The sequence below is a fragment of the Flavobacterium sp. LHD-85 genome (assembly GCF_030929595.1).
Taxonomy (GTDB): Bacteria; Bacteroidota; Bacteroidia; order Flavobacteriales; family Flavobacteriaceae; genus Flavobacterium.
In genome coordinates, this window is record NZ_JAVFVR010000011.1 from 160,126 (window position 1) to 179,251 (window position 19,126).

The window sequence follows — 19,126 nt, forward strand, 5'->3', positions numbered from 1 at the left end:
AAATATCTACTTCATTATCCCAAGAACTAAAAAACAATTTCATCTAAATTATGTCTTTCATCTAAAGATTTTGGTGTAAATTTACACCAATTTTAAACTTGAATCATTATGACACGACAAAGCATATCATTAACTGCCCCTAATGACGAGTGGTTAAAAAATCAGGTTGACACAGAAGAGTTTAGCAGTAAAAGTGAAGCTATTAACTATTTGATTAAGCAGGCTCGTATAAAAGAAGAATATTATGAGTTTGTGAGAGCTAAAATAGATAAAGGAGAAAAAAGCGGCTTTGCAGAAAAACAGACAAGAGAAGAAATGTTAGCCGAATTTAAAAAAGATCTGCCTAATGTATAGCTATTATTTAAGTAGCGAAGCCAAAGAAGATTTAAAAAGAATTTATTATTATGGTATTGGTAAGTTTGGCATTAATCAAGCTGACAATTATTTTAATATGTTTTATGATTGTTTTGAAAAAATAGAAGAAAATCCTTTTTTATTTCCATCTGCTGATCACATTAAAACAGGATATCGCTATTGTGTTTGCGGTGTTGACACTATTTATTACAGAATTAAGGGAGATAAGCGCATAGAGATTATTACCATCATCGGAAGACAAGACTTTTAAAGCAAATCAATTTGTTGGGAATACTTTATTGCAATAGAAATCTAAACTCGACAGACCGTATTTCTCAACAAATCAGCAACAATCTATATTCTCCTTCATTTTCTACAGGTGCTCTATGAATACAAGGCATTACTTCTTGTTTTGGATGATCTACAGCCAATCGCCAAAGATGCCCTAATCCTAAATTAATTGGTTCTGCATTTTGGTGCAACTGATAATGCAAGTCAAAATAATTTTCTTTTAAAAAATCTTCAAAGTCCTCTTCTGCTCCATCATGAAGCTCTTTTAACTTTGCTCGAATTTCTGGAATTAGAATCTTTTGTTCTGCTTGCGCATTAGCAACAATATCACTAGCCGCTCCATGATAGGTGCATAAAAAAGTATCGGTTGCAATGGGCGAACGATCGACGTGAAACGAATATACATCTGTAGATATGAAATCAAATTCATCGTCACGTTCGTAACACTTCAGTAAATTAAGAGAAGGCGAAGCACCAAAATCGGCTAATAATTGCAAATCATTTAAGATTATTTCTCTTGCTATATTCCCCTTTTCTGAGAGTTGGAGTTCAATTAAATCTTTGGGAGAAACTTCGGTTATATTTTCTTTTAAAGACAGTTTGGCTACAATTTCCTTAAAATCGCCATCCAAATTTCTATGCCAGCATAGCGCATTCATTTCTCCCTTGAAATTGGTATGCACAAGTTCGGAGAAAGTAGCTACTACTCCAATTTGGCTGTTATCAGAAAATGTATTGCTCATGGTACAATATTTCAAAACTATTTGCTTCATGTATCACAAAATTTATACAATACATGAAGCATTAAAACTTGCTTATTTTTTAGTTTTAAAAACTCTATAAAAAATAAAAAGAATGCCCAGCCAAATAGGGATTAATTCTACAGATAACTTCATATCTGTCATCCACATGATCAATAAAATGCCCAATAAAAATACAAAACAGATGTAATTGCTTATTGGATAAAATATGGAAGCAAACTTGGTCTTTATATTTTCGCTGTCTTTTGTGCGTCTAAATTGCAGATGCGTATACGAAATCATAACCCAGTTAATAACTAAGCAAGACACCACTAGAGACATTAAAATACTGAAAGCTTCTTCTGGAATTATTTTATTGATTAAAATGCAGATGGCTGCAAAACATGACGAAATTAAAATAGCATTAACGGGCACAGAATGTTTGTTGAGCTTCTTTAAAAACTTAGGAGCACTACCTTGATCTGCTAATCCAAATAACATTCGTGAGTTGCTGTAAACACTGCTATTGTAAACTGATAAAGCGGCAGTTAATACAATTAAATTAAGCACATTGGCAATAAGGCGCGTAAAGTATATTTTGTTGCCAAACAGTTCAAATTCCATTCCGTTAAGATTCTGAAAAACCATTACAAACGGACTGCTGTCTGTAGTAATTTGTCGCCAAGGTGACAAGGCAAATAAAATAACCAATGCACCAACATAAAATATTAGGATTCTATAAATAACCTGATTGGTTGCTTTAGGGATATTTTTTTCTGGATTTTCGGCCTCAGCAGCGGTAATTCCGATTAGTTCTAAGCCTCCAAAAGAAAACATAATGAGCGCCATTGCAGATAATAAACCTTGAAAACTGCCATTTGCTGTTTTTTCGAAAAGACCTTTTGGAAAAAAACCTCCATCATTATATAAATTATGAATGGTAGCATGCTCTCCTCCTGTTCCGCTTACTAGCAAATAAGCCCCAAAAAGGATCATCGCAATAATGGCAACAACTTTTATAATTGAAAACCAGAATTCGGTTTCTCCGTAAACTTTTACCGAAGCAAAATTTAAAGCATTGATAACTAAAAAGAAAAATAAACTGGATGCCCACAACGGAATTTCTGGCCACCAAAATTGCACATAAACCCCAATGGCTGTAAGCTCGGCCATACTAACTAGAATATACAAAATCCAATAATTCCAACCTGATGCAAAACCAGCAAAAGAACCGCAATACTTGTAGGCAAAGTAGCTAAAGCTTCCTGAAACAGGTTCTTCAACAACCATTTCACCAAGCTGTCTCATAATAAAGAAAGCGATAATTCCGGCAATGGCATATCCTAAAATAACAGATGGTCCTGCTAATACAGCCGCTGGGCCAATTCCGAGGAAAAGCCCCGTTCCTATTGATCCGCCAAGGGCAATTAATTGAATGTGGCGATTAGTCAGTCCACGTTTTAGCTGATTGTCTTCTGCGGCATCATGATTATTTTTCACAAATTAGATTTTAAAAGAGTTAATTGTTTTTGGAAACCTATAAACAGCGAAGATAAGTTAAAATCTGAAAATTTTACAAAGTTGTGTTTGTATTTAAAACAATAACGAAAAGCCTTTGGTGTATTTTAGAAGCAGATCGATCGCAAGAAGGATAATTACAACTAGTACAAAGGCTATCAAATACGCGATTCTTTGGGCTTTTTTATCTAATTCAAAAATCTCAGGATTTATAAAATAAAAGCCATAAACCATTTGGGAAACCTTTAGATGCGGGCAAAACAAAGCGACGCCCTGCAAAAAATGAGCAATTAACTGATTTTCATTCTTAGGTAAATATGACAGCCCATTCTCTGATGTAGAAAAATAAATGGGAATGCGCTTTCCGTTCTTAAATCCGAAAATATAGCTTGGAGAATATTTTGTTCCCGTTTTTCGATCGATATCACTTACGTAAACTTCTGCACTAACCTCCAAATCTTTATATAAAACGCTTTGAATCTTACCATCTAACTGATGGTGATGCACACCATAACGATCTACAGAAATCATAGTGACTTTTTTCAGCCTTTGTCGCTGATAATTTTTGTACAGCGCCCAAATCCCCCAAAGCAGCAAAGGAAAATAGATAAGATCGAAGATCATCTCGCCACTAGATAAAGGACTATTGTGTTCCAACTGAATGCTGAGCGGCAGGGCAACAAATAAGGCGAGCATTGCAACACCTAAAAGTCCAAAAAGTGAATATATTAAAATGGTAATTCCTAGATTGCGTTCAGAATATATTTTGGGAAAATTTTCTTGGTTATAAATCATTAAAAAACATCTTTAAAATTCAAATGAGGTGAATCTTTATAAGGAATCTACATTTTTAAATACCTCACAAAGATTCACCTCTATCAAATTAAAAAAGAATAAATCAAAGAATAAAATTATACCCTAAAATTTTTATAATTAATTAAAAAAGCAGTTAGATATAGGTTTTATTCTTAAGCGGACTATTTTCATTATTCAGCAAATCATGTGCAATCTGTATCATTCCGCTATTATTTGCGCCACCCCAAACGGCTCTTCCAAAAATATAGCTTGTTGTGTATTCTTTCCAAGTGCTACAGTATTTTTTTAAATCGGTATGGGATTTTTCTAAATAGTCTTTAAGCTCCTTTTCTGAAAGATATCCCAAATCATAACAGCAGCGTGCTAAGAAGGCGCCTCTTCCGTAATTCCAGGCGCTATCTTTTGTCATTTTTATTTGAGAAAAATCTGTTATAACATTTTGTTCCATTAATTCTGGAACAATATCATTTAGTGTTCTAAACAGCTCTATATAATGTTCAAACAAGCCTTCTTCTTTTGGCAGATTTGATTTTAAAATGTTAACATAATTTTCCCTATCCTCAAAAGCTTTATAAACGACATTCATATTTTCATCTTGATTTCTGTCGTGCAGATTCTGAAGAATTTCTATCGCTTGATCTCTATTATATATTCCCCAGTAATCCTCAGCCAATGTGACGATATCAGATCTATTTAAACCTGTTTCATAAGAATTCAAATAGGCTGATTGCTGTTCGGCATACATTGAACCAACAAGCAAATGGTCTAACAAATACCCTTTTACCTCATTTTCTTTGTTTAGTTTAATACTTTGAAATGAGTTTAAAATTTTTGAAAAAAATCCCATGCCTATTATGCTGCTTTCAAATTAGAAAATTTGCCTTGTAGAATAGCGGTAAATCTTTCGCCCACCACTCTATATTTTGCTCTTATTTCCAATTGTTTTTTCAAGTTTAATACATCAGCTGGATCGACTATATAATTGAGCCTATCGTGTATTTCAAGTGACAATGGACTGCCATCGATATTAAAAGTGATAATATGTGTTTTTGGCAAATATTCTTCAGAAGATTTAGAATAAATACCCAATTGCGATTTTAATACCCCACCATATTCAAGTTTGGCATCTTCAATTCTGAAATTATCAAAAACAATATGTTCGTCTAATTCGCCAACTGTATTAGTGCAAAAAAAGTGCAAATCGTTTCCGCTCAAAACCCAAAAGCAATCTGTTTCTATTCTTCTCAATTTTACACCAACTGGTGATAATGCAACATTCTTTATACCATCACTTACAATTTCCTGAATTTTACTGCTTGTAGATTGAGGCACAGATGCAGAAGTAAAAGCGTCAATAGATTTGCCTTTCATCCAATGTTTCAATTGCGAGAAATCGTTAGCCAGCAATTCTTGTTTGTATTGGTCATATTTTGTTCGTTCAAAATTTAAATCAATTTCTGCTTTTGCAGTCTTGTGTTTTTTATTCATGCTAATCATAAAAATTACACCTGCAGTTATCAATACAACTGGAATTAAAAATAATGGATTCATACTTTTTTGTTTGTTACTTTGGTTTTAAATACTTCTTGTTTTATTATTTTGTCTTACAACAAAACAATATTAGAACACAAATTTTAGAAAAAAGAGAATGAGAATTTAAACAGATATAAATTCGTCTAAGATGATTGGATATCCGCTAATACTTTTTATAAATCCGTTTAATTTTTATTCATTAGATTAAAAAAGTTAATAGCGGTTCTGCAAAGAATCACAAACTAAAAAAGCCCATTTCGTTAGAAATGGGCTTTTGATTATAGTTTTCAATTTAAGCTTTAACTCCACTCTGGAAACTGGGTTCTATTTAAATCCAATTTTTCGATCGCTTTCATATCAGCATCATCAAGCTTAAAATCAAATATATTGAGGTTTTCAGCAATATGTGCTTTTTGTGAAGATCTCGGAATAGCAACAATACCACGCTGAAAATGCCATCTTAAGCTTACTTGTGCTGTAGTTTTACTATGCTTCTTGGCAATCTGGGTTAATGTTTCATTTGTAAAAAGACCGTTGCGGCCTTCTGCAAAAGGCGCCCATGCTTCCATTTGGATATTATGCTCTTTTAGCACCATATAATCATTTGTTTGCTGATAATAAGCATGCGTTTCTATTTGATTCACTACAGGTTTTACCTTCGCATAAGACAAAAGATCTGCCAATTGAGCTGGATCAAAGTTGCTAATTCCAATAGCTTTGATTTTTCCTGCTTTGTAAAGCTCTTCCATTGCCTTCCACGATCCTTTTACATCTCCTCTTGGGCGGTGTATCAGATATAAATCAAGATAATCGAGCTGCAATTTTCTTAGTGTTTCTTCAAAACCTTTTTTAGCATTTTCATAACCAGCATCATCGACCCATAATTTCGAAGTGACAAAAAGCTGTTTCCTGTCTATTCCGCTTTGTTTTATTGCTTTGCCTACTTCTACTTCATTTCCGTACACTTTTGCGGTGTCAATAAGACGGTAACCTGCAGCTATGGCTTCAACTACAGATTTCTGGCAAACCTCGCCGCTAAGTCCGTAAGTTCCAAAACCTAGTATAGGCATTTTCAATCCGTTATTCAATTTAACATCTGGGATCGCAACAACAGAACTATTATCATTCAAGACATTTCCAAACAGTTTAGGCATACCTAAAACACCCAAGTAAATTCCAGCAGTTGCTAATGTAGTATTTTGCAAAAACTTGCGTCGGTTTATTTCGTTTTTTTGGTTTTGAGAACTCATATTTTTGGTTTAATAGTCAATTCATAATCAGCTAATAAAAGTAGATATTATTTTTATATAAAGTGCTTAATTTTCTAATACTGGAAATTCTTTAGAAGAAATCAAAAGGCTAGCTTATAGCCATTTGTTTTTCTCCCCAAATTCGCATCTGGTCAATAAATGGAATTAATTCTTTTCCAGTTTCCGAAAGACGATATTCTACGCGAGGCGGCACTTCTTTATAAACCTTTCTTATAATTAATTTATCTTCTTCTAATTCTCTTAGCGTTTGCGTAAGCATTTTGGGTGTTATTCCTTCTACAATTCTTTTTAACTCCCCATATCTCATAATACCATCTTTCAAATACCATAAGATTCTTCCTTTGTATTTACCTCCAATTCTTTGAAAAGCATAATCAACTGGACAATAGGCAAATTTATTTTTTTTCATCATTTTTAAAATTATTACTTACTGATAATCAGCATTAATATACTTTTAGTATGTAGGATACAAATTAGTGCCTACTTGCCATAAAGATATCATTTAATTTACTTTGTATAAACATTTTAAATAGAAAAATATGGCTTACAATAATCTAGAAGACTCAGAAGATATTCAAGTATTGGAAATTCGTAATTATTTGCTGAAACCAAATTTAGCAGATACTTTCAGCCAATATTTTCATTCCAAATTTGTTGAATCAATGAAGGAATTAGGCGGTTACACTTTAGGAGAATTTAAAATTGACAGCTTAAATGATCGGTTTGTTTGGTTGCGCGGCTTTAAAGATATGGACACAAGAGTAAAATTTCTAAATGACTTTTACTGTGAAAGCATTGCATGGAAAGAAAACGGAAAAGCAGCAAATGAAATGATGATCAACTCCGATAATGTTTATCTGTTAAAACCATTAAACAATAATAATCTCAAAACGAATAAAAGCTTTACAGTGATTGATTTCTATATCTGCAATAGTACAATTGAACAAGTAATAAAGTTATTTGATGCTGAATATAAACCATTTCTAAAAACTATAAATATTACCGATATTTCATTTTGGATTAGCGAAATGAAAGAAAACGATTTTCCAAGACTTCCTGTTTTTCAAGATAAAAATCTCTTGGTATCTATAACTCATTTTGAAGATAAAGATGATTATGAAGCCAAGCAAAAAGCAATTGATGGTATGTCATCTTCATTAAATTTTTCAATACAGCAATTGGTAACAATCCATCATAAATTATTACTTTTAAACCAACAAACTAATAATCAAAGAACTAAAAATGATGCAAACTGAAAATTTAGAAATACCGAAAATCAGTTTTGATGAAAACGGAGAATTAATCATTACAGCTTCTCCTACTTCATCTAAAGATGATTTTGATTTTTTTGAAGGAAAATGGAAACTTCATAATAAGAAACTCAATTCCAGATTGTCTAATTGTACGGAATGGACCGAATTTGAATCGACACAAGAAATGTACAAGATTCTCAATGGAATTGGCAATATTGATAATTTTCTTGCCACTTTTGACGGAAATCCATTTGAAGGAATGACGGTTAGATTATTTAATCCGAAAAGTAGATTGTGGAGTATTTACTGGGCCGATTCTAATGAAGGAAAACTAGATCCGCCAGTATTAGGCTCGTTCGAAAATAATGTAGGCCACTTTATTACTAAAGATACTTTTAACGGGAAAGATATTGTTGTGATTTTCCGATGGGATGCGAGAGACAAAAATAATCCAGTATGGAGCCAAGCATTCTCTGAAGATAACGGAAACTCTTGGGAATGGAATTGGTACATGTATATGTCCAAATTTGAGCAGGAAAATTAAAAAAACTAAAGCCGTATCTAACTCTCTGCTGATACGGCTTTCTCATTTTCTTATATTTCTTTTAAATTTACTTCTTTCTTTTCCCCATCCTTATCAATGGTCACACGCTTCTCAATGTTAGCTTTATCATTATAAGATTGGCTTGCTGTACCATAATTGGTCGTAGAACCTTGATAGCCAAAATAATTATAATAATTGGTATAACCAGATACATACGAATAATTATAAGAGTTTGTAAAATCAAAACTTACCATAACAATGTAAGTTCCTGGCATTAGATCTGCAAATTCAAAATGTCCTTGATCGTCATAAACTTTGGCTTTTTTAACCGAATATCCAAAATCACTATCCAACGGAACTTCTGGCATTTTTTTCTGTTTGCGAATTTTCTTGTTCACCTCTAACCATTCTTCATAATAAGCAGAACTTGGAAAAAGCGTAATCTCTGTACCTTTTGGAGCGTATTGTTTTTTAGCTGTGTTAACCAAACCGCCCAATCTCTTGCCAGAGTCAGATCGTGCGTAAGCTGTACCTATTATAACGCCATTGCCATTTGCAATCTGTCGGGCAACTTCCTCTTTATTAAATTTATTTTTAATGGGTTGATAATCCAATTCTTCATTAACGGTTATTTCCCACATTCCGTTAGCCATAGACATTTCTCGTTGCCAAAGACGACGGTCTTTTTTGTCTATAATATAATTATAATAGGCATTAGTGCTTTCTTCCAAAACCGAGACAATCCATGACTCGTGTTTACCAGTTCTCGGTGAACTATAAACAAAACTTTTTACCTCTTTAATGGTATAATATTCAACCAGCACATTTGACTCATCATTATAATAAAACTGAGGAAAACGGCCTTTGTATCCTACATCTAAAGGCAATGTTCCGATTAAATGATCGGTCCAATTGAAATCAAAAAATTCTTCCTTAGGTTTAAGTTTCAGTTTTTTATCTTTTTTGGTTTTCTTCGAATAAAAATTACCCGTAATTGTTTCTCCAAAGTTAAGGTTCAGTTTTGCATTTTTGGTTTCATCAGAATAACTGATCGCTTTAAGTGTTAGTGCATCTGCTGTGCTAATACGTGTAGTTGGTTTTCCATTGTCTTTTGGAGTAAAAGTATTATCCAAAGTTAACTGATTGTTTGCTAATGTAATATCATAGGTCAATGCTCCCATATTCTTCCATTCTGTACCTTTTACATAATAAACGGTATAAAGTGATTTTCCTGGTTTGATATACTTCGTATTGATATCCTTACTGCCGGGTACAATTTCTTTTTGGCTGAATGCAATAAAAGGAAGCAGTATCATTAAATAAAAAAACTGTTTTACCAGATTTACACTTTTATTCTTTAAAAATGTTAATTTCATTGCTAAAAAACTATCTATAGTGTTAACTCTCATTGGTATTTATTTGATTTGCCACAAATTTACTGACGCCACCTAGAGAAAACAATACCTGATTTCATGGTAAATTAATATCATTTTAAATTATCTATCCCAAAAAAAAGACGCCTAGTAGGCGTCTTTTTAAGAGTATTCTTTTCTGCTGCATTAAGCTTTTAAGTCAAATCTATCCAGATTCATTACTTTAGTCCAAACTGCAATAAAATCTTGTACAAATTTTTCATGTGCATCAGAAGCAGCATATACTTCTGCTATTGCTCTCAATTCTGAATTTGAACCAAAAACAAGATCAGCACGCGTACCTATCCATTTAGGCTGTCCAGTACTTCTATCATTCCCAGTATAAAGTTCTTGATCATTAGAAACCGATTGCCACTTTGTGCTCATATCCAATAAATTAATAAAGAAATCATTTGTCAAATGACCTGGTCTATTGGTAAAGACACCGTTTTTGCTTCCGTCTGCGTTAATATCCAAAACTCGAAGTCCCCCTAAAAGAACTGTTAGCTCAGGAGCAGTGAGAGTTAATAGATGTGCTTTATCGATAAGAAGTTCTTCTGTTAAAACAGATGATTTTGTTTTTCTATAATTTCTAAAACCGTCTGCTCTTGGCTCTAGATATCCAAATGATTCAACATCTGTTTGTTCTGCAGATGCATCCATACGCCCAGGTGAAAAAGGAACAGTTACAGAAGCTCCTGCATTTTTTGCCGCTTTTTCGACAGCCGCACTACCTCCAAGAACTATTAAATCTGCCAATGAAACTTTTTTACTGCCATTTGCAGCATTAAATTCTTTTTGAATTGCCTCTAACTTATCTAAAACTACTTTAAGTGCTACTGGATTATTTATTTCCCAGTCTTTCTGTGGTGCAAGTCTAATGCGAGCTCCATTTGCACCACCTCGTTTATCTGATCCTCTAAAAGTAGAAGCCGAAGCCCATGCTGTTGAAACTAACTGAGATGTGCTTAATCCTGAGTTTAGTATTTTCTCTTTTAGTTGAGCTATATCTTGGTCATCTATTAATGCGTGATTTACTTCTGGAATAGGATCTTGCCATAAAAGTTCTTCCTTAGGCACTTCTGCTCCTAAATAAAGAGCACGCGGTCCCATATCACGATGTGTTAATTTAAACCATGCTCGTGCAAAGGCATCTGCAAATTCGTCTGGATTTTCTAAAAATCGACGAGAAATTTTCTCATAAGCTGGATCCAGCCTTAATGACAAATCGGTAGTAAGCATCGTTGGCAAATGCTTTTTGTTAGGATCAAAAGCATCAGGAATAATAGCCTCAGCATTTTTTGCTACCCATTGATGTGCCCCTGCTGGACTTTTAGAAAGTTCCCATTCGTAAGCAAATAAGTTTTCGAAAAAGTTATTGCTCCATTGTGTTGGCGTTTTTGTCCAAGTCACCTCAAGTCCGCTTGTAATAGCGTCTGACCCTTTTCCTGAACCATAACTATTCTGCCATCCTAAACCTTGCAATTCTAAACCAGCCGCTTCGGGCTCAGCACCTACATTATCAGAAGAAGCCGCTCCATGCGTTTTACCAAAAGTATGTCCACCAGCAATTAATGCCACTGTTTCTTCATCATCCATTGCCATACGTCCAAAAGTATCTCTAATATCTTTGGCTGCAGCAATTGGATCAGGATTGCCATCTGGCCCCTCAGGATTTACATATATAAGTCCCATTTGCACTGCTGCAAGAGGTTTCTCTAAATTTCTACTATGAATATTTCCATCTGCATTGTCGTCTGACGATACTACACCATGATCTTTTGGAACACCATCAGATCCCGCTTTATAACGTTCATCACCTCCTAGCCATGTGGTTTCAGATCCCCAATATACAGACTCATCGGCTTCCCATACATCTGCACGTCCTCCGGCAAAACCAAATGTCTTAAAGCCCATAGACTCTAAAGCAACATTTCCAGTTAGAATCAGCAAATCGGCCCATGAGATTTTTTGTCCGTACTTTTGTTTAATTGGCCAAAGCAATCTTCTTGCTTTATCAAGACTAACATTATCTGGCCAGCTGTTAAGCGGTGCAAAACGCTGTTGTCCTGCTCCTGCTCCTCCACGTCCGTCATGCACTCTATAAGTACCCGCACTGTGCCAAGCCATTCTTATAAAAAGTCCTCCATAGTGACCAAAATCAGCAGGCCACCAATCTTGCGAATCGGTCATAAGAACATGTAAATCTTTCTTTAAGGCCTCAAGATCCAAACTTTTAAAAGCTTCTGCATAATTAAAATCCTTGTCTAGAGGATCTGACAATGCTGAATTTTGTCTCAAGATATTTACCTTTAACTGTTTAGGCCACCAGTCACCGTTTTTCGTGCCCGATGCGGCTTGCTTGTCCATGCTTCCATTGTGAAAAGGGCATTTGCTGATGTCATTTGATTGATTATCCATAGTTGAAAATTTTTATTTTTGACTAAATTACAAACTAATGAAAGAGAAAATTAGGGCTGCAGATTGTAAATACTACTTCCGAAATAGACAAAATCTATTTATAAACATTTTTCATATTTAAAATCCTTATAACTCAGTTAGTTTTACCAAAAAGGTTCTTTCTTAAAAAAAGAACTTTTTTAATATGATATTACAACTACATAAATTTAATAAAAAAGAATCTTTTCATTCTATAAAATTTTATAATTCAGTCATTTGCTAATTTCTAGTTTTAAGACCAAAGCATTATTAGCTTCTTTCTTCTGAAAAATCCAGTAATCTTGTCTTCCAATTTTCAGAAAAACATACAAAAAATATAACCTGTATTATTGCGTACGTAAAAACGTACTTTATTACTCCTTCCAAAAATTATTATTACCCAACTTTACACTTTCGGTTCCCAAATACCGTAATCTACTATCTATTATTACTAACTATTAATCGTTTACTAACCTTAAAATTAAAAAGATGAAGAAATTCTTAAAATTAACCAGTATGCTATTGACCATGGCATTAGTACTTATTTCTTGCGAAAAGGAGCAAGAAGATTTAAATGCGTCCCAACTTGCTAAAAAAGAAGCCCAGCAAATTGCCAGCAAAGATACGCTCGCATCTAATGCTGCAATTGAAGGCAGCACTACAGCTAGAGGTACAGCTGGAGCAAGAACAATCACATTGCAAACCAATACACTATCTTGTCCTGGCGGTTTATGCACATCGTATGGCGTTTGGTCAACAGGTGTTTACACTGTATGGTTTCAAATGAAATTCAATAACGGTTTTTACTGGAGCCGAGGCGGAAAATGTGGGTATGGAATCTTAATTGGTGACCAGAATACAGGTGGCGATGCAGCATGGGATGGAAATGGCGGAAGCGCCAGATTTATGTGGTACTGCCCAAATGGATCGAATACTGCTAAAGGAAGCGGCGCTTATCTTCAGCCTTATGTATATTACAGAGATCAGCCTGGACAGTATGGTAATGATTTTGGAAAAAAATATTACATCCAAGAAGGTGTAACGTATAACTGCCAGATATCTGTGAAACTAAATACTGGTTCAAATACAGACGGATATGTTAAATATTACGTAAATGGCACGGAGATATTGAATGAAAAAATTCGCTGGGTAACTAACGATTCTAAGCGAAATGTAAATGCTGTAAGCCTTCACACTTTCCGTGGTGGAAGTCAAAATTATTGGACAGCTCCGGTAACAAGTTCTATCTATTATCCAAGCGCATCTTGGGATGCGCTATAATTTATAGACTTTAAAACAATTTGGGCCGGAAAAAAATTAAATACAACTTCGATGCTTTTTATTATTACCATTAAAAACATCGAAGTTGTTTTTACTAGAGTTAAAACTCTAATTCCCTTCTTTTAATGCTTTCATTGCATTATTTTTTTTTTTAACTCATTTTTTTATTAAATAGCAGCTATAGAAAATTAACTACATTAGTAAAACTGTTTTGGCGATTACTTGTAAAATGGCGGTTTTCGCGCTATAATACTTCTCTATTTTTGATTACTAGAAGTACGCTCTAATTATTTGAATTATAATTGTTGCCATATTTTATATAATACTGACTAAGCAAGCAATGAATGTTGTTTTAAATATTATCGATCTTAAAATCACAAAAAAGTTAAATATTTCTCTAGTTTTATTTTAAACGAACGAAGACAGATATCCATAAGAATAGCTGCCAATTATAAATTTATTTTGGACTTCCCTTAATTTTATATGGTTCATTTTGTACAAACAATTCAGTAGTATTACCAGCATATACTTCATTATTTGTTAGATTAAGCTTCTTAGCAGGAGCATCAACAGAAAAATCAACTTTTTTAAAGTCTACCCAAAAAGTATTGGGTGTTTGAGAAGACTCAAAATAATAAATTAAGTTTTTCTGGTCTGAAATAGTTCTCCATAAAGTAGAAGCAATGTTGGGTTGTTCAGGTGTAGTTATCCCAAGAGGCACAGAACAATTTCGTATAACACTTAAAAGAGCAGCCACTGCAGGAGCAGCTTCTTTGGTTTTTGGCAAAATATTACTATAGAAAGAAGCCCTTACAAAACGGTCTGCCGCACGATTGGTACCTGGCAGCATTGTGAGCCCTCCTATAGAATCCCAATACTCATTTAATGCAAGTTGCTTTTCAAATATTGGAGAGTTAGTCATAACAGTATATTTTGGACTATGATGAATCACTAATTCTCCGTTGATATATTCAAAAATTGCATTATCTCCTGTAGTATCCGATATTGATAAATGCAGCGTCGCCTTTGGCCCTTCTCCAGGCATTGCGCCAGTCGTAAGTACAAAAGGCTCTTTTTGCAATTCAATTACAGCTTCATTAACTGTCGCAAAATTATCTAAAACATACTGCACCCATCCTGCCATGGTTAGCTTTAATTTTTTGCCATCCCAATCAGGATATCTTGATTCTGAGAGCCATAATAAATTTGCTACCAATCCTTTTTCATTCATTCCATCTGTTGCCGCCATATCATACACTGCCGATATAACACTTCCATATTTTGAAGTCCATTTAATAGATTGCGAACCTTCTTCTCCTGTTCGCTTAATACCTCGGGGCAGCAGCCAAAGATTTGTATGAAGATCAGAACTCCAATCCATTGATCTAGCGGTTAATATTAATTCGTCTAAGCCATGATAAAGTATTCTAGTACACATAAGTTTATTATTATATATAATTACACAAATAAGATTCCAAATCCTTAATGCTTGTTTTTACATTGATAAAATTTTAAAATTAACACAGTTAAAAAACATAAAAATTGAACCGCCAATTAAACTGGTTTCAAATTATAAAGTGAAACCTGTTTTTTATGTCAATGCCATATTGTTAGACCAATTTACATCTAAAAACAGCAATCTTAAATATTAACATAAGAAGATTTTAAACAATTAAAATAGCATATATGATTAAATTTAATCCTTTTATATTTAGAACGATCAATTGGCGGTTTGAACTTTAAATAGGCAGAACCTCATCTTTTAAAGAAAAAAGAACAACAAAAAGTAATCTGTATACAAAAGGTAAATAAGATTCTATTTAAAACTTCTATTTCGTTCTAGTTTTGTTCAAACTAAATCCATCACTTTTTTTAACGAACAAAACATGATCGAAAAACCTAAATATGATTTAAGAGAATTAATACTCTATTTTTTAAAACTAGGCACAATTGGTTTTGGAGGCCCTGTTGCGTTGGTGGGTTACATGTACAAAGATTTAGTAGAAAACAAAAAATGGATTTCTGATGAAGAATATAAGGAAGGTCTCGCATTAGCGCAATTGGCTCCAGGTCCATTGGCGGCACAGCTTGGCATATATATTGGTTATGTTCATTACAATATTCTCGGGGCTACGTTAGCTGGATTTGCTTTTATTGCCCCTTCTTTCCTAATGGTTTTACTGCTTGGAATACTTTATCAAGCTTATGGCGGATTGTTATGGATTCAATCTATATTTTATGGCGTCAGTGCAGCCGTTATCGGAATTATTACTTTGAGTTCTTATAAACTTACTATAAAGTCCATCGGAAAACTAAACCTAAATTCTTTTAAAGAAAAATGGATTTTATGGCTGTTCTTTATCTCTGCCATCATAATAACCTACATCACAGAAAAAGAGCACATTTTATTATTTATAGCCGCAGGACTTATTTATATGCTGATAAAGGCTCGTCCGTATTTTAAGATTGCTAAAACCACCAATGTCTTACTAGTTGTTTCGTCTGGCTTTTGGGCTTTTGAAAGTTCAACCTTAATGAAAATTGCCGTTTTCTTCACTAAAGCAGGTGCTTTTGTATTTGGAAGTGGTCTTGCAATTGTTCCTTTTTTACATTCGGGAGTAGTTGTTGAAAATAAGTGGCTGACAGAACAGCAATTTCTGGATTCGGTTGCAATAGCCATGATAACGCCTGGTCCTGTCGTAATAACTGTTGGTTTTATAGGATATTTGGTAAATGGACTTTTGGGCGCTATAGCAGCGGCTTTAGCGACATTTTTGCCTTGTTATCTTTTTACCATTGCTTTGGCGCCATTCTTTAAGAAAATTGTAAACAACAAACCTGTCAAAGCATTTGTTGAAGGAATAACGGCCGCTGTAGTTGGAGCTTTAGTTGGTTCTGTCATCATTATTGCCAAAAGAAGCATTGTAGATGTTTCAACAATACTGATAGCTCTTGCAAGCATTCTTTCTTTAATTTATATCAAAAAAATTCAAGAACCGTATATTATTTTAATCGCTGCTGTCTTGGGCGTCTTAATTAAATTATCTTTTGTATAAAAAAGGCAATAGATTTGATTTTATTAACTTTGCTCCATGGAAGATAAAACAGTTCGAAGTATTTCTGAGTTTAATAATGAACTTAAACTAAAAGGTTTCAAAGCTTTTCAAATCGAAGATGACAGCAATGCCACCCGAGTTTACAGCAGGAAAGATTTCTTTAAAATATGTCTAACTACAGGACATAGCAAAATTCATTATGCTGACAAAAGTTTTGAGCAGCACGGAACTATTCTGTTTTTTGGCAATCCACATATTCCTTATTCTTGGGAAACAATTTCTACCACCTATACAGGCTACACCATTTTATTTTCTGAAGAGTTTCTAAAATATTCTGACCGATCTGAAAGCTTGCATCAATCTCCTTTCTTTAAAATAGGCGGAACACCTATACTCTATATCTCAGAAGAACAAAGATTGTTTCTTAACACTCTTTTTCAAAAGATGATCGAGGAACAAAAAAGTGATTATGCATACAAAGATGAACTCATACGCAGCTATATTCACTTAATTATTCATGAATCTTTAAAATTACAGCCATCAGAAAACTATAATGAAGGTAAAAATGGAACAGCACGAATCACATCTGTTTTTCTGGAACTTTTAGAAAGACAATTTCCGATAGAAAGTGCCGATAGTCCCCTTCGTATGACTACAGCGAAAGATTATGCCCAAAATTTAAACATCCATGTGAACTACTTAAATCGAGCAGTCAAAAAAATTACAGGCAGATCAACCACATCGCATATCACAGAAAGAATAACAGCAGAAGCAAAAGCACTTTTGCAACATACCGATTGGAATATTGCAGAAATTGCATACTCACTCGGATTTGAATATCCAACATATTTCAATAATTTTTTCAAGAAACATACCGGAACTAATCCAAAATCATATAGAGAAATTGAAGTTTGAAATTCTTAACTTTTGGTTTGATATTCTTTAACGGCGCCTGATGGTGCCGTTTTAATTTTGTGGTTATAATTTAAACCGTTTTAAATAGATGAAAATAACAGCATTAGTCGCTTTGTCTTTTTTTGTTATCGGACAAGCATTGGCACAAAACAAAGAATCAATTCAAAAGAAAGAAAAAATGAATACGACAGAAGAACATTATACTTTTAAGTTAAGCAATAAAGTAACACGTCAGAAAGTAAATTTTAAAAACCGCTATGGCATTACTCTTTCAGGAGATCTTTATCTTCCAAAAAATGCGGACAAAACATTACTTTCTGCAATAGCAATAAGTGGTCCTTTTGGAGCGGTGAAAGAACAGTCTTCTGGTTTATACGCCAACCAATTAGCAGAACATGGATTTGCAGCATTAGCTTTTGATCCTTCTTATACAGGAGAAAGTAGCGGCGAGCCTCGAAATGTTGCATCGCCAGATATTAACACTGAAGATTTTGGCGCTGCAGTTGATTTTTTAGGCGTACAGAAAAATATTGACCGAGAAAAAATCGGAATTATAGGCATTTGCGGATTTGGTGGTTTTGCTCTGAATGCAGCAGCAATTGATAAACGCATCAAGGCCGTAGCAACAACAAGTATGTATGATATGACCAGAGTAATGTCTAAAGGCTACAATGATGTAGTGACTAACGAGCAACGCACGGAGACTCTGAAGCAATTAGGTCTACAGCGCTGGAAAGATGCTGAGAACGGAATTTATGCGCCTTCTGCAAACAATCTTCCTCAAAAACTTACGGGCAGTGAGCCTCAATTTGTAAAAGAATATTTTGATTATTACAAAACATCGAGAGGCTTTCATGTTCGTTCAATCAACTCTAATGCTTCATGGACTGCCACAAATCCGGTTTCTTTTATGAATATGCCAATTCTATCTTATATTCAAGAAATCAGCCCTAGACCTATACTTATAATTGCAGGTGAAAATGCGCATTCGAGATACTTTAGTGAAGATGCTTTTAGGGCTGCAGCTGAGCCTAAAGAATTAGTTATTATACCAAGTGCTGTACATGTTGATTTGTATGACAGATTGGATAAAATTCCGTTTGAAAAACTACAGTCTTTTTTTCTAGACAATTTGAAATAATTTTTGATTTATGTTTAGTTAAAACAGACTTTAAGCTTTACTCAAAACAAAATGAAAAAATTAATCATTATATTCACATCAGTAATTTTTACCGCATGTAATTCTAAATCAGATCGTATGAATACAACAGAAATATTTCCGCAGGGAGAACCGCTTCCTAGTGATTGGTTTACAGGCAATGCCTTTTTAAAACCTTTAGTGGCAAAAGATAAAAATAACGAATTCTCGGCAGGGTCTGTAACATTTCAGCCTAACGCGAGAACAAATTGGCACACTCATCCTAAAGGTCAAGTTCTGCTGGTTATTGAGGGCGAAGGACTTTATCAAGAAAAAGGGAAACCTGCACAAATAATTAAAAAAGGAGATGTAGTAAACATTCCTGAAAACATAGAGCATTGGCATGGTGCTAGCGCAACTGCAAAAATGGTTCATATTGCCATTACCAATTTTAAAGAGGATATTCAGGTTACTTGGCTTCAACCTGTTTCTGACGAAGAGTATCAATCTGCAAATCAAAATTGATTCATACTCTCTTAAACTAAAATTTATTAGAGGAAAAGCC

At 34.0% G+C, this 19,126-nt stretch carries 19 protein-coding genes; 9 read left to right on the forward strand and 10 right to left on the reverse strand.

Annotated elements, in window-relative coordinates; all coding sequences use genetic code 11:
- The first annotated feature begins 108 nt into the window (after positions 1-108).
- Both RB618_RS17970 and RB618_RS17975 read left to right on the forward strand, forming a co-directional pair.
- The gene (locus tag RB618_RS17970) at positions 109-354 is read left to right on the forward strand and encodes a CopG family transcriptional regulator (protein WP_308070022.1); all 246 of its coding nucleotides are present in this window, start codon (positions 109-111) and stop codon (positions 352-354) included.
- Positions 347-625: a type II toxin-antitoxin system RelE/ParE family toxin gene (locus RB618_RS17975; RefSeq protein ID WP_308070023.1), complete on the forward strand. Its 279-nt coding sequence runs from the start codon at positions 347-349 to the stop codon at positions 623-625. The genes RB618_RS17970 and RB618_RS17975 overlap by 8 nt, the downstream gene beginning before the upstream one ends.
- A 64-nt stretch (positions 626-689) precedes the next feature.
- Here the strand turns inward: RB618_RS17975 and RB618_RS17980 are convergent, their stop codons facing one another.
- The 7 genes from RB618_RS17980 to RB618_RS18010 form a co-directional block, all read right to left on the reverse strand.
- Positions 690-1,388 (reverse strand): DUF1826 domain-containing protein, encoded by a 699-nt coding sequence (locus tag RB618_RS17980; protein WP_308070097.1) that lies wholly within the window; start codon positions 1,386-1,388, stop codon positions 690-692.
- Positions 1,389-1,460: 72 nt separating this feature from the next.
- Complete coding sequence (locus RB618_RS17985) at positions 1,461-2,885, reverse strand: amino acid permease (RefSeq protein WP_308070024.1); 1,425 nt, start codon at positions 2,883-2,885, stop codon at positions 1,461-1,463.
- A gap of 93 nt (positions 2,886-2,978) precedes the next feature.
- Positions 2,979-3,698: a hypothetical protein gene (locus RB618_RS17990; RefSeq protein ID WP_308070025.1), complete on the reverse strand. Its 720-nt coding sequence runs from the start codon at positions 3,696-3,698 to the stop codon at positions 2,979-2,981.
- Positions 3,699-3,852: 154 nt separating this feature from the next.
- The gene (locus RB618_RS17995) at positions 3,853-4,566 is read right to left on the reverse strand and encodes a DUF1266 domain-containing protein (protein WP_308070026.1); all 714 of its coding nucleotides are present in this window, start codon (positions 4,564-4,566) and stop codon (positions 3,853-3,855) included.
- Between the two features lie 5 nt (positions 4,567-4,571).
- Complete coding sequence (locus RB618_RS18000) at positions 4,572-5,270, reverse strand: hypothetical protein (protein ID WP_308070027.1); 699 nt, start codon at positions 5,268-5,270, stop codon at positions 4,572-4,574.
- A gap of 281 nt (positions 5,271-5,551) precedes the next feature.
- Entirely contained in the window at positions 5,552-6,502 is a 951-nt protein-coding gene (locus RB618_RS18005; RefSeq protein WP_308070028.1) for an aldo/keto reductase, read from the reverse strand.
- A 109-nt stretch (positions 6,503-6,611) separates the two neighbouring features.
- Positions 6,612-6,932 carry a helix-turn-helix domain-containing protein gene (locus RB618_RS18010; protein WP_308070098.1) on the reverse strand — a complete coding sequence of 107 codons (321 nt, stop codon included), beginning with the start codon at positions 6,930-6,932 and terminating at the stop codon, positions 6,612-6,614.
- A 130-nt stretch (positions 6,933-7,062) separates the two neighbouring features.
- Between RB618_RS18010 and RB618_RS18015 the strand changes: the two genes are divergently transcribed.
- Both RB618_RS18015 and RB618_RS18020 read left to right on the forward strand, forming a co-directional pair.
- Positions 7,063-7,779 carry a hypothetical protein gene (locus RB618_RS18015; RefSeq protein ID WP_308070029.1) on the forward strand — a complete coding sequence of 239 codons (717 nt, stop codon included), beginning with the start codon at positions 7,063-7,065 and terminating at the stop codon, positions 7,777-7,779.
- Complete coding sequence (locus tag RB618_RS18020; protein WP_308070030.1) at positions 7,766-8,320, forward strand: hypothetical protein; 555 nt, start codon at positions 7,766-7,768, stop codon at positions 8,318-8,320. Before RB618_RS18015 ends, RB618_RS18020 begins: the two co-directional genes overlap by 14 nt.
- Before the next feature lie 50 nt (positions 8,321-8,370).
- Here RB618_RS18020 and RB618_RS18025 read toward each other — a convergent pair whose 3' ends face one another.
- Positions 8,371-9,729, reverse strand: coding sequence for a hypothetical protein (locus RB618_RS18025; protein ID WP_308070031.1), 1,359 nt, complete (start codon positions 9,727-9,729; stop codon positions 8,371-8,373).
- Positions 9,730-9,879: 150 nt separating this feature from the next.
- Positions 9,880-12,153 (reverse strand): catalase/peroxidase HPI, encoded by a 2,274-nt coding sequence (katG, locus tag RB618_RS18030; protein ID WP_308070032.1) that lies wholly within the window; start codon positions 12,151-12,153, stop codon positions 9,880-9,882.
- Positions 12,154-12,660: 507 nt separating this feature from the next.
- On the opposite strand from katG, the gene RB618_RS18035 reads away from it, so the two are divergent.
- On the forward strand, positions 12,661-13,452 hold the full coding sequence (locus RB618_RS18035; protein WP_308070033.1) for a polysaccharide lyase: 792 nt from the start codon (positions 12,661-12,663) through the stop codon (positions 13,450-13,452).
- Positions 13,453-13,909: 457 nt separating this feature from the next.
- Here RB618_RS18035 and RB618_RS18040 read toward each other — a convergent pair whose 3' ends face one another.
- On the reverse strand, positions 13,910-14,890 hold the full coding sequence (locus RB618_RS18040) for a linear amide C-N hydrolase (RefSeq protein WP_308070034.1): 981 nt from the start codon (positions 14,888-14,890) through the stop codon (positions 13,910-13,912).
- A 448-nt stretch (positions 14,891-15,338) separates the two neighbouring features.
- Here RB618_RS18040 and RB618_RS18045 point away from each other — a divergent pair, with 448 nt between their 5' ends.
- The 4 genes from RB618_RS18045 to RB618_RS18060 all read left to right on the forward strand — a co-directional run bounded on the left by RB618_RS18045 (position 15,339) and on the right by RB618_RS18060 (position 19,086).
- Positions 15,339-16,508 carry a chromate transporter gene (locus tag RB618_RS18045; protein ID WP_308070035.1) on the forward strand — a complete coding sequence of 390 codons (1,170 nt, stop codon included), beginning with the start codon at positions 15,339-15,341 and terminating at the stop codon, positions 16,506-16,508.
- Positions 16,509-16,544: 36 nt separating this feature from the next.
- Complete coding sequence (locus RB618_RS18050) at positions 16,545-17,423, forward strand: helix-turn-helix transcriptional regulator (RefSeq protein ID WP_308070036.1); 879 nt, start codon at positions 16,545-16,547, stop codon at positions 17,421-17,423.
- A gap of 88 nt (positions 17,424-17,511) precedes the next feature.
- Positions 17,512-18,564 (forward strand): alpha/beta hydrolase, encoded by a 1,053-nt coding sequence (locus RB618_RS18055; RefSeq protein ID WP_308070037.1) that lies wholly within the window; start codon positions 17,512-17,514, stop codon positions 18,562-18,564.
- A 51-nt stretch (positions 18,565-18,615) separates the two neighbouring features.
- A complete protein-coding gene (locus RB618_RS18060) occupies positions 18,616-19,086 on the forward strand; it encodes a cupin domain-containing protein (protein WP_308070038.1) in 471 nt (156 codons plus the stop codon).
- Positions 19,087-19,126: the final 40 nt, after the last annotated feature.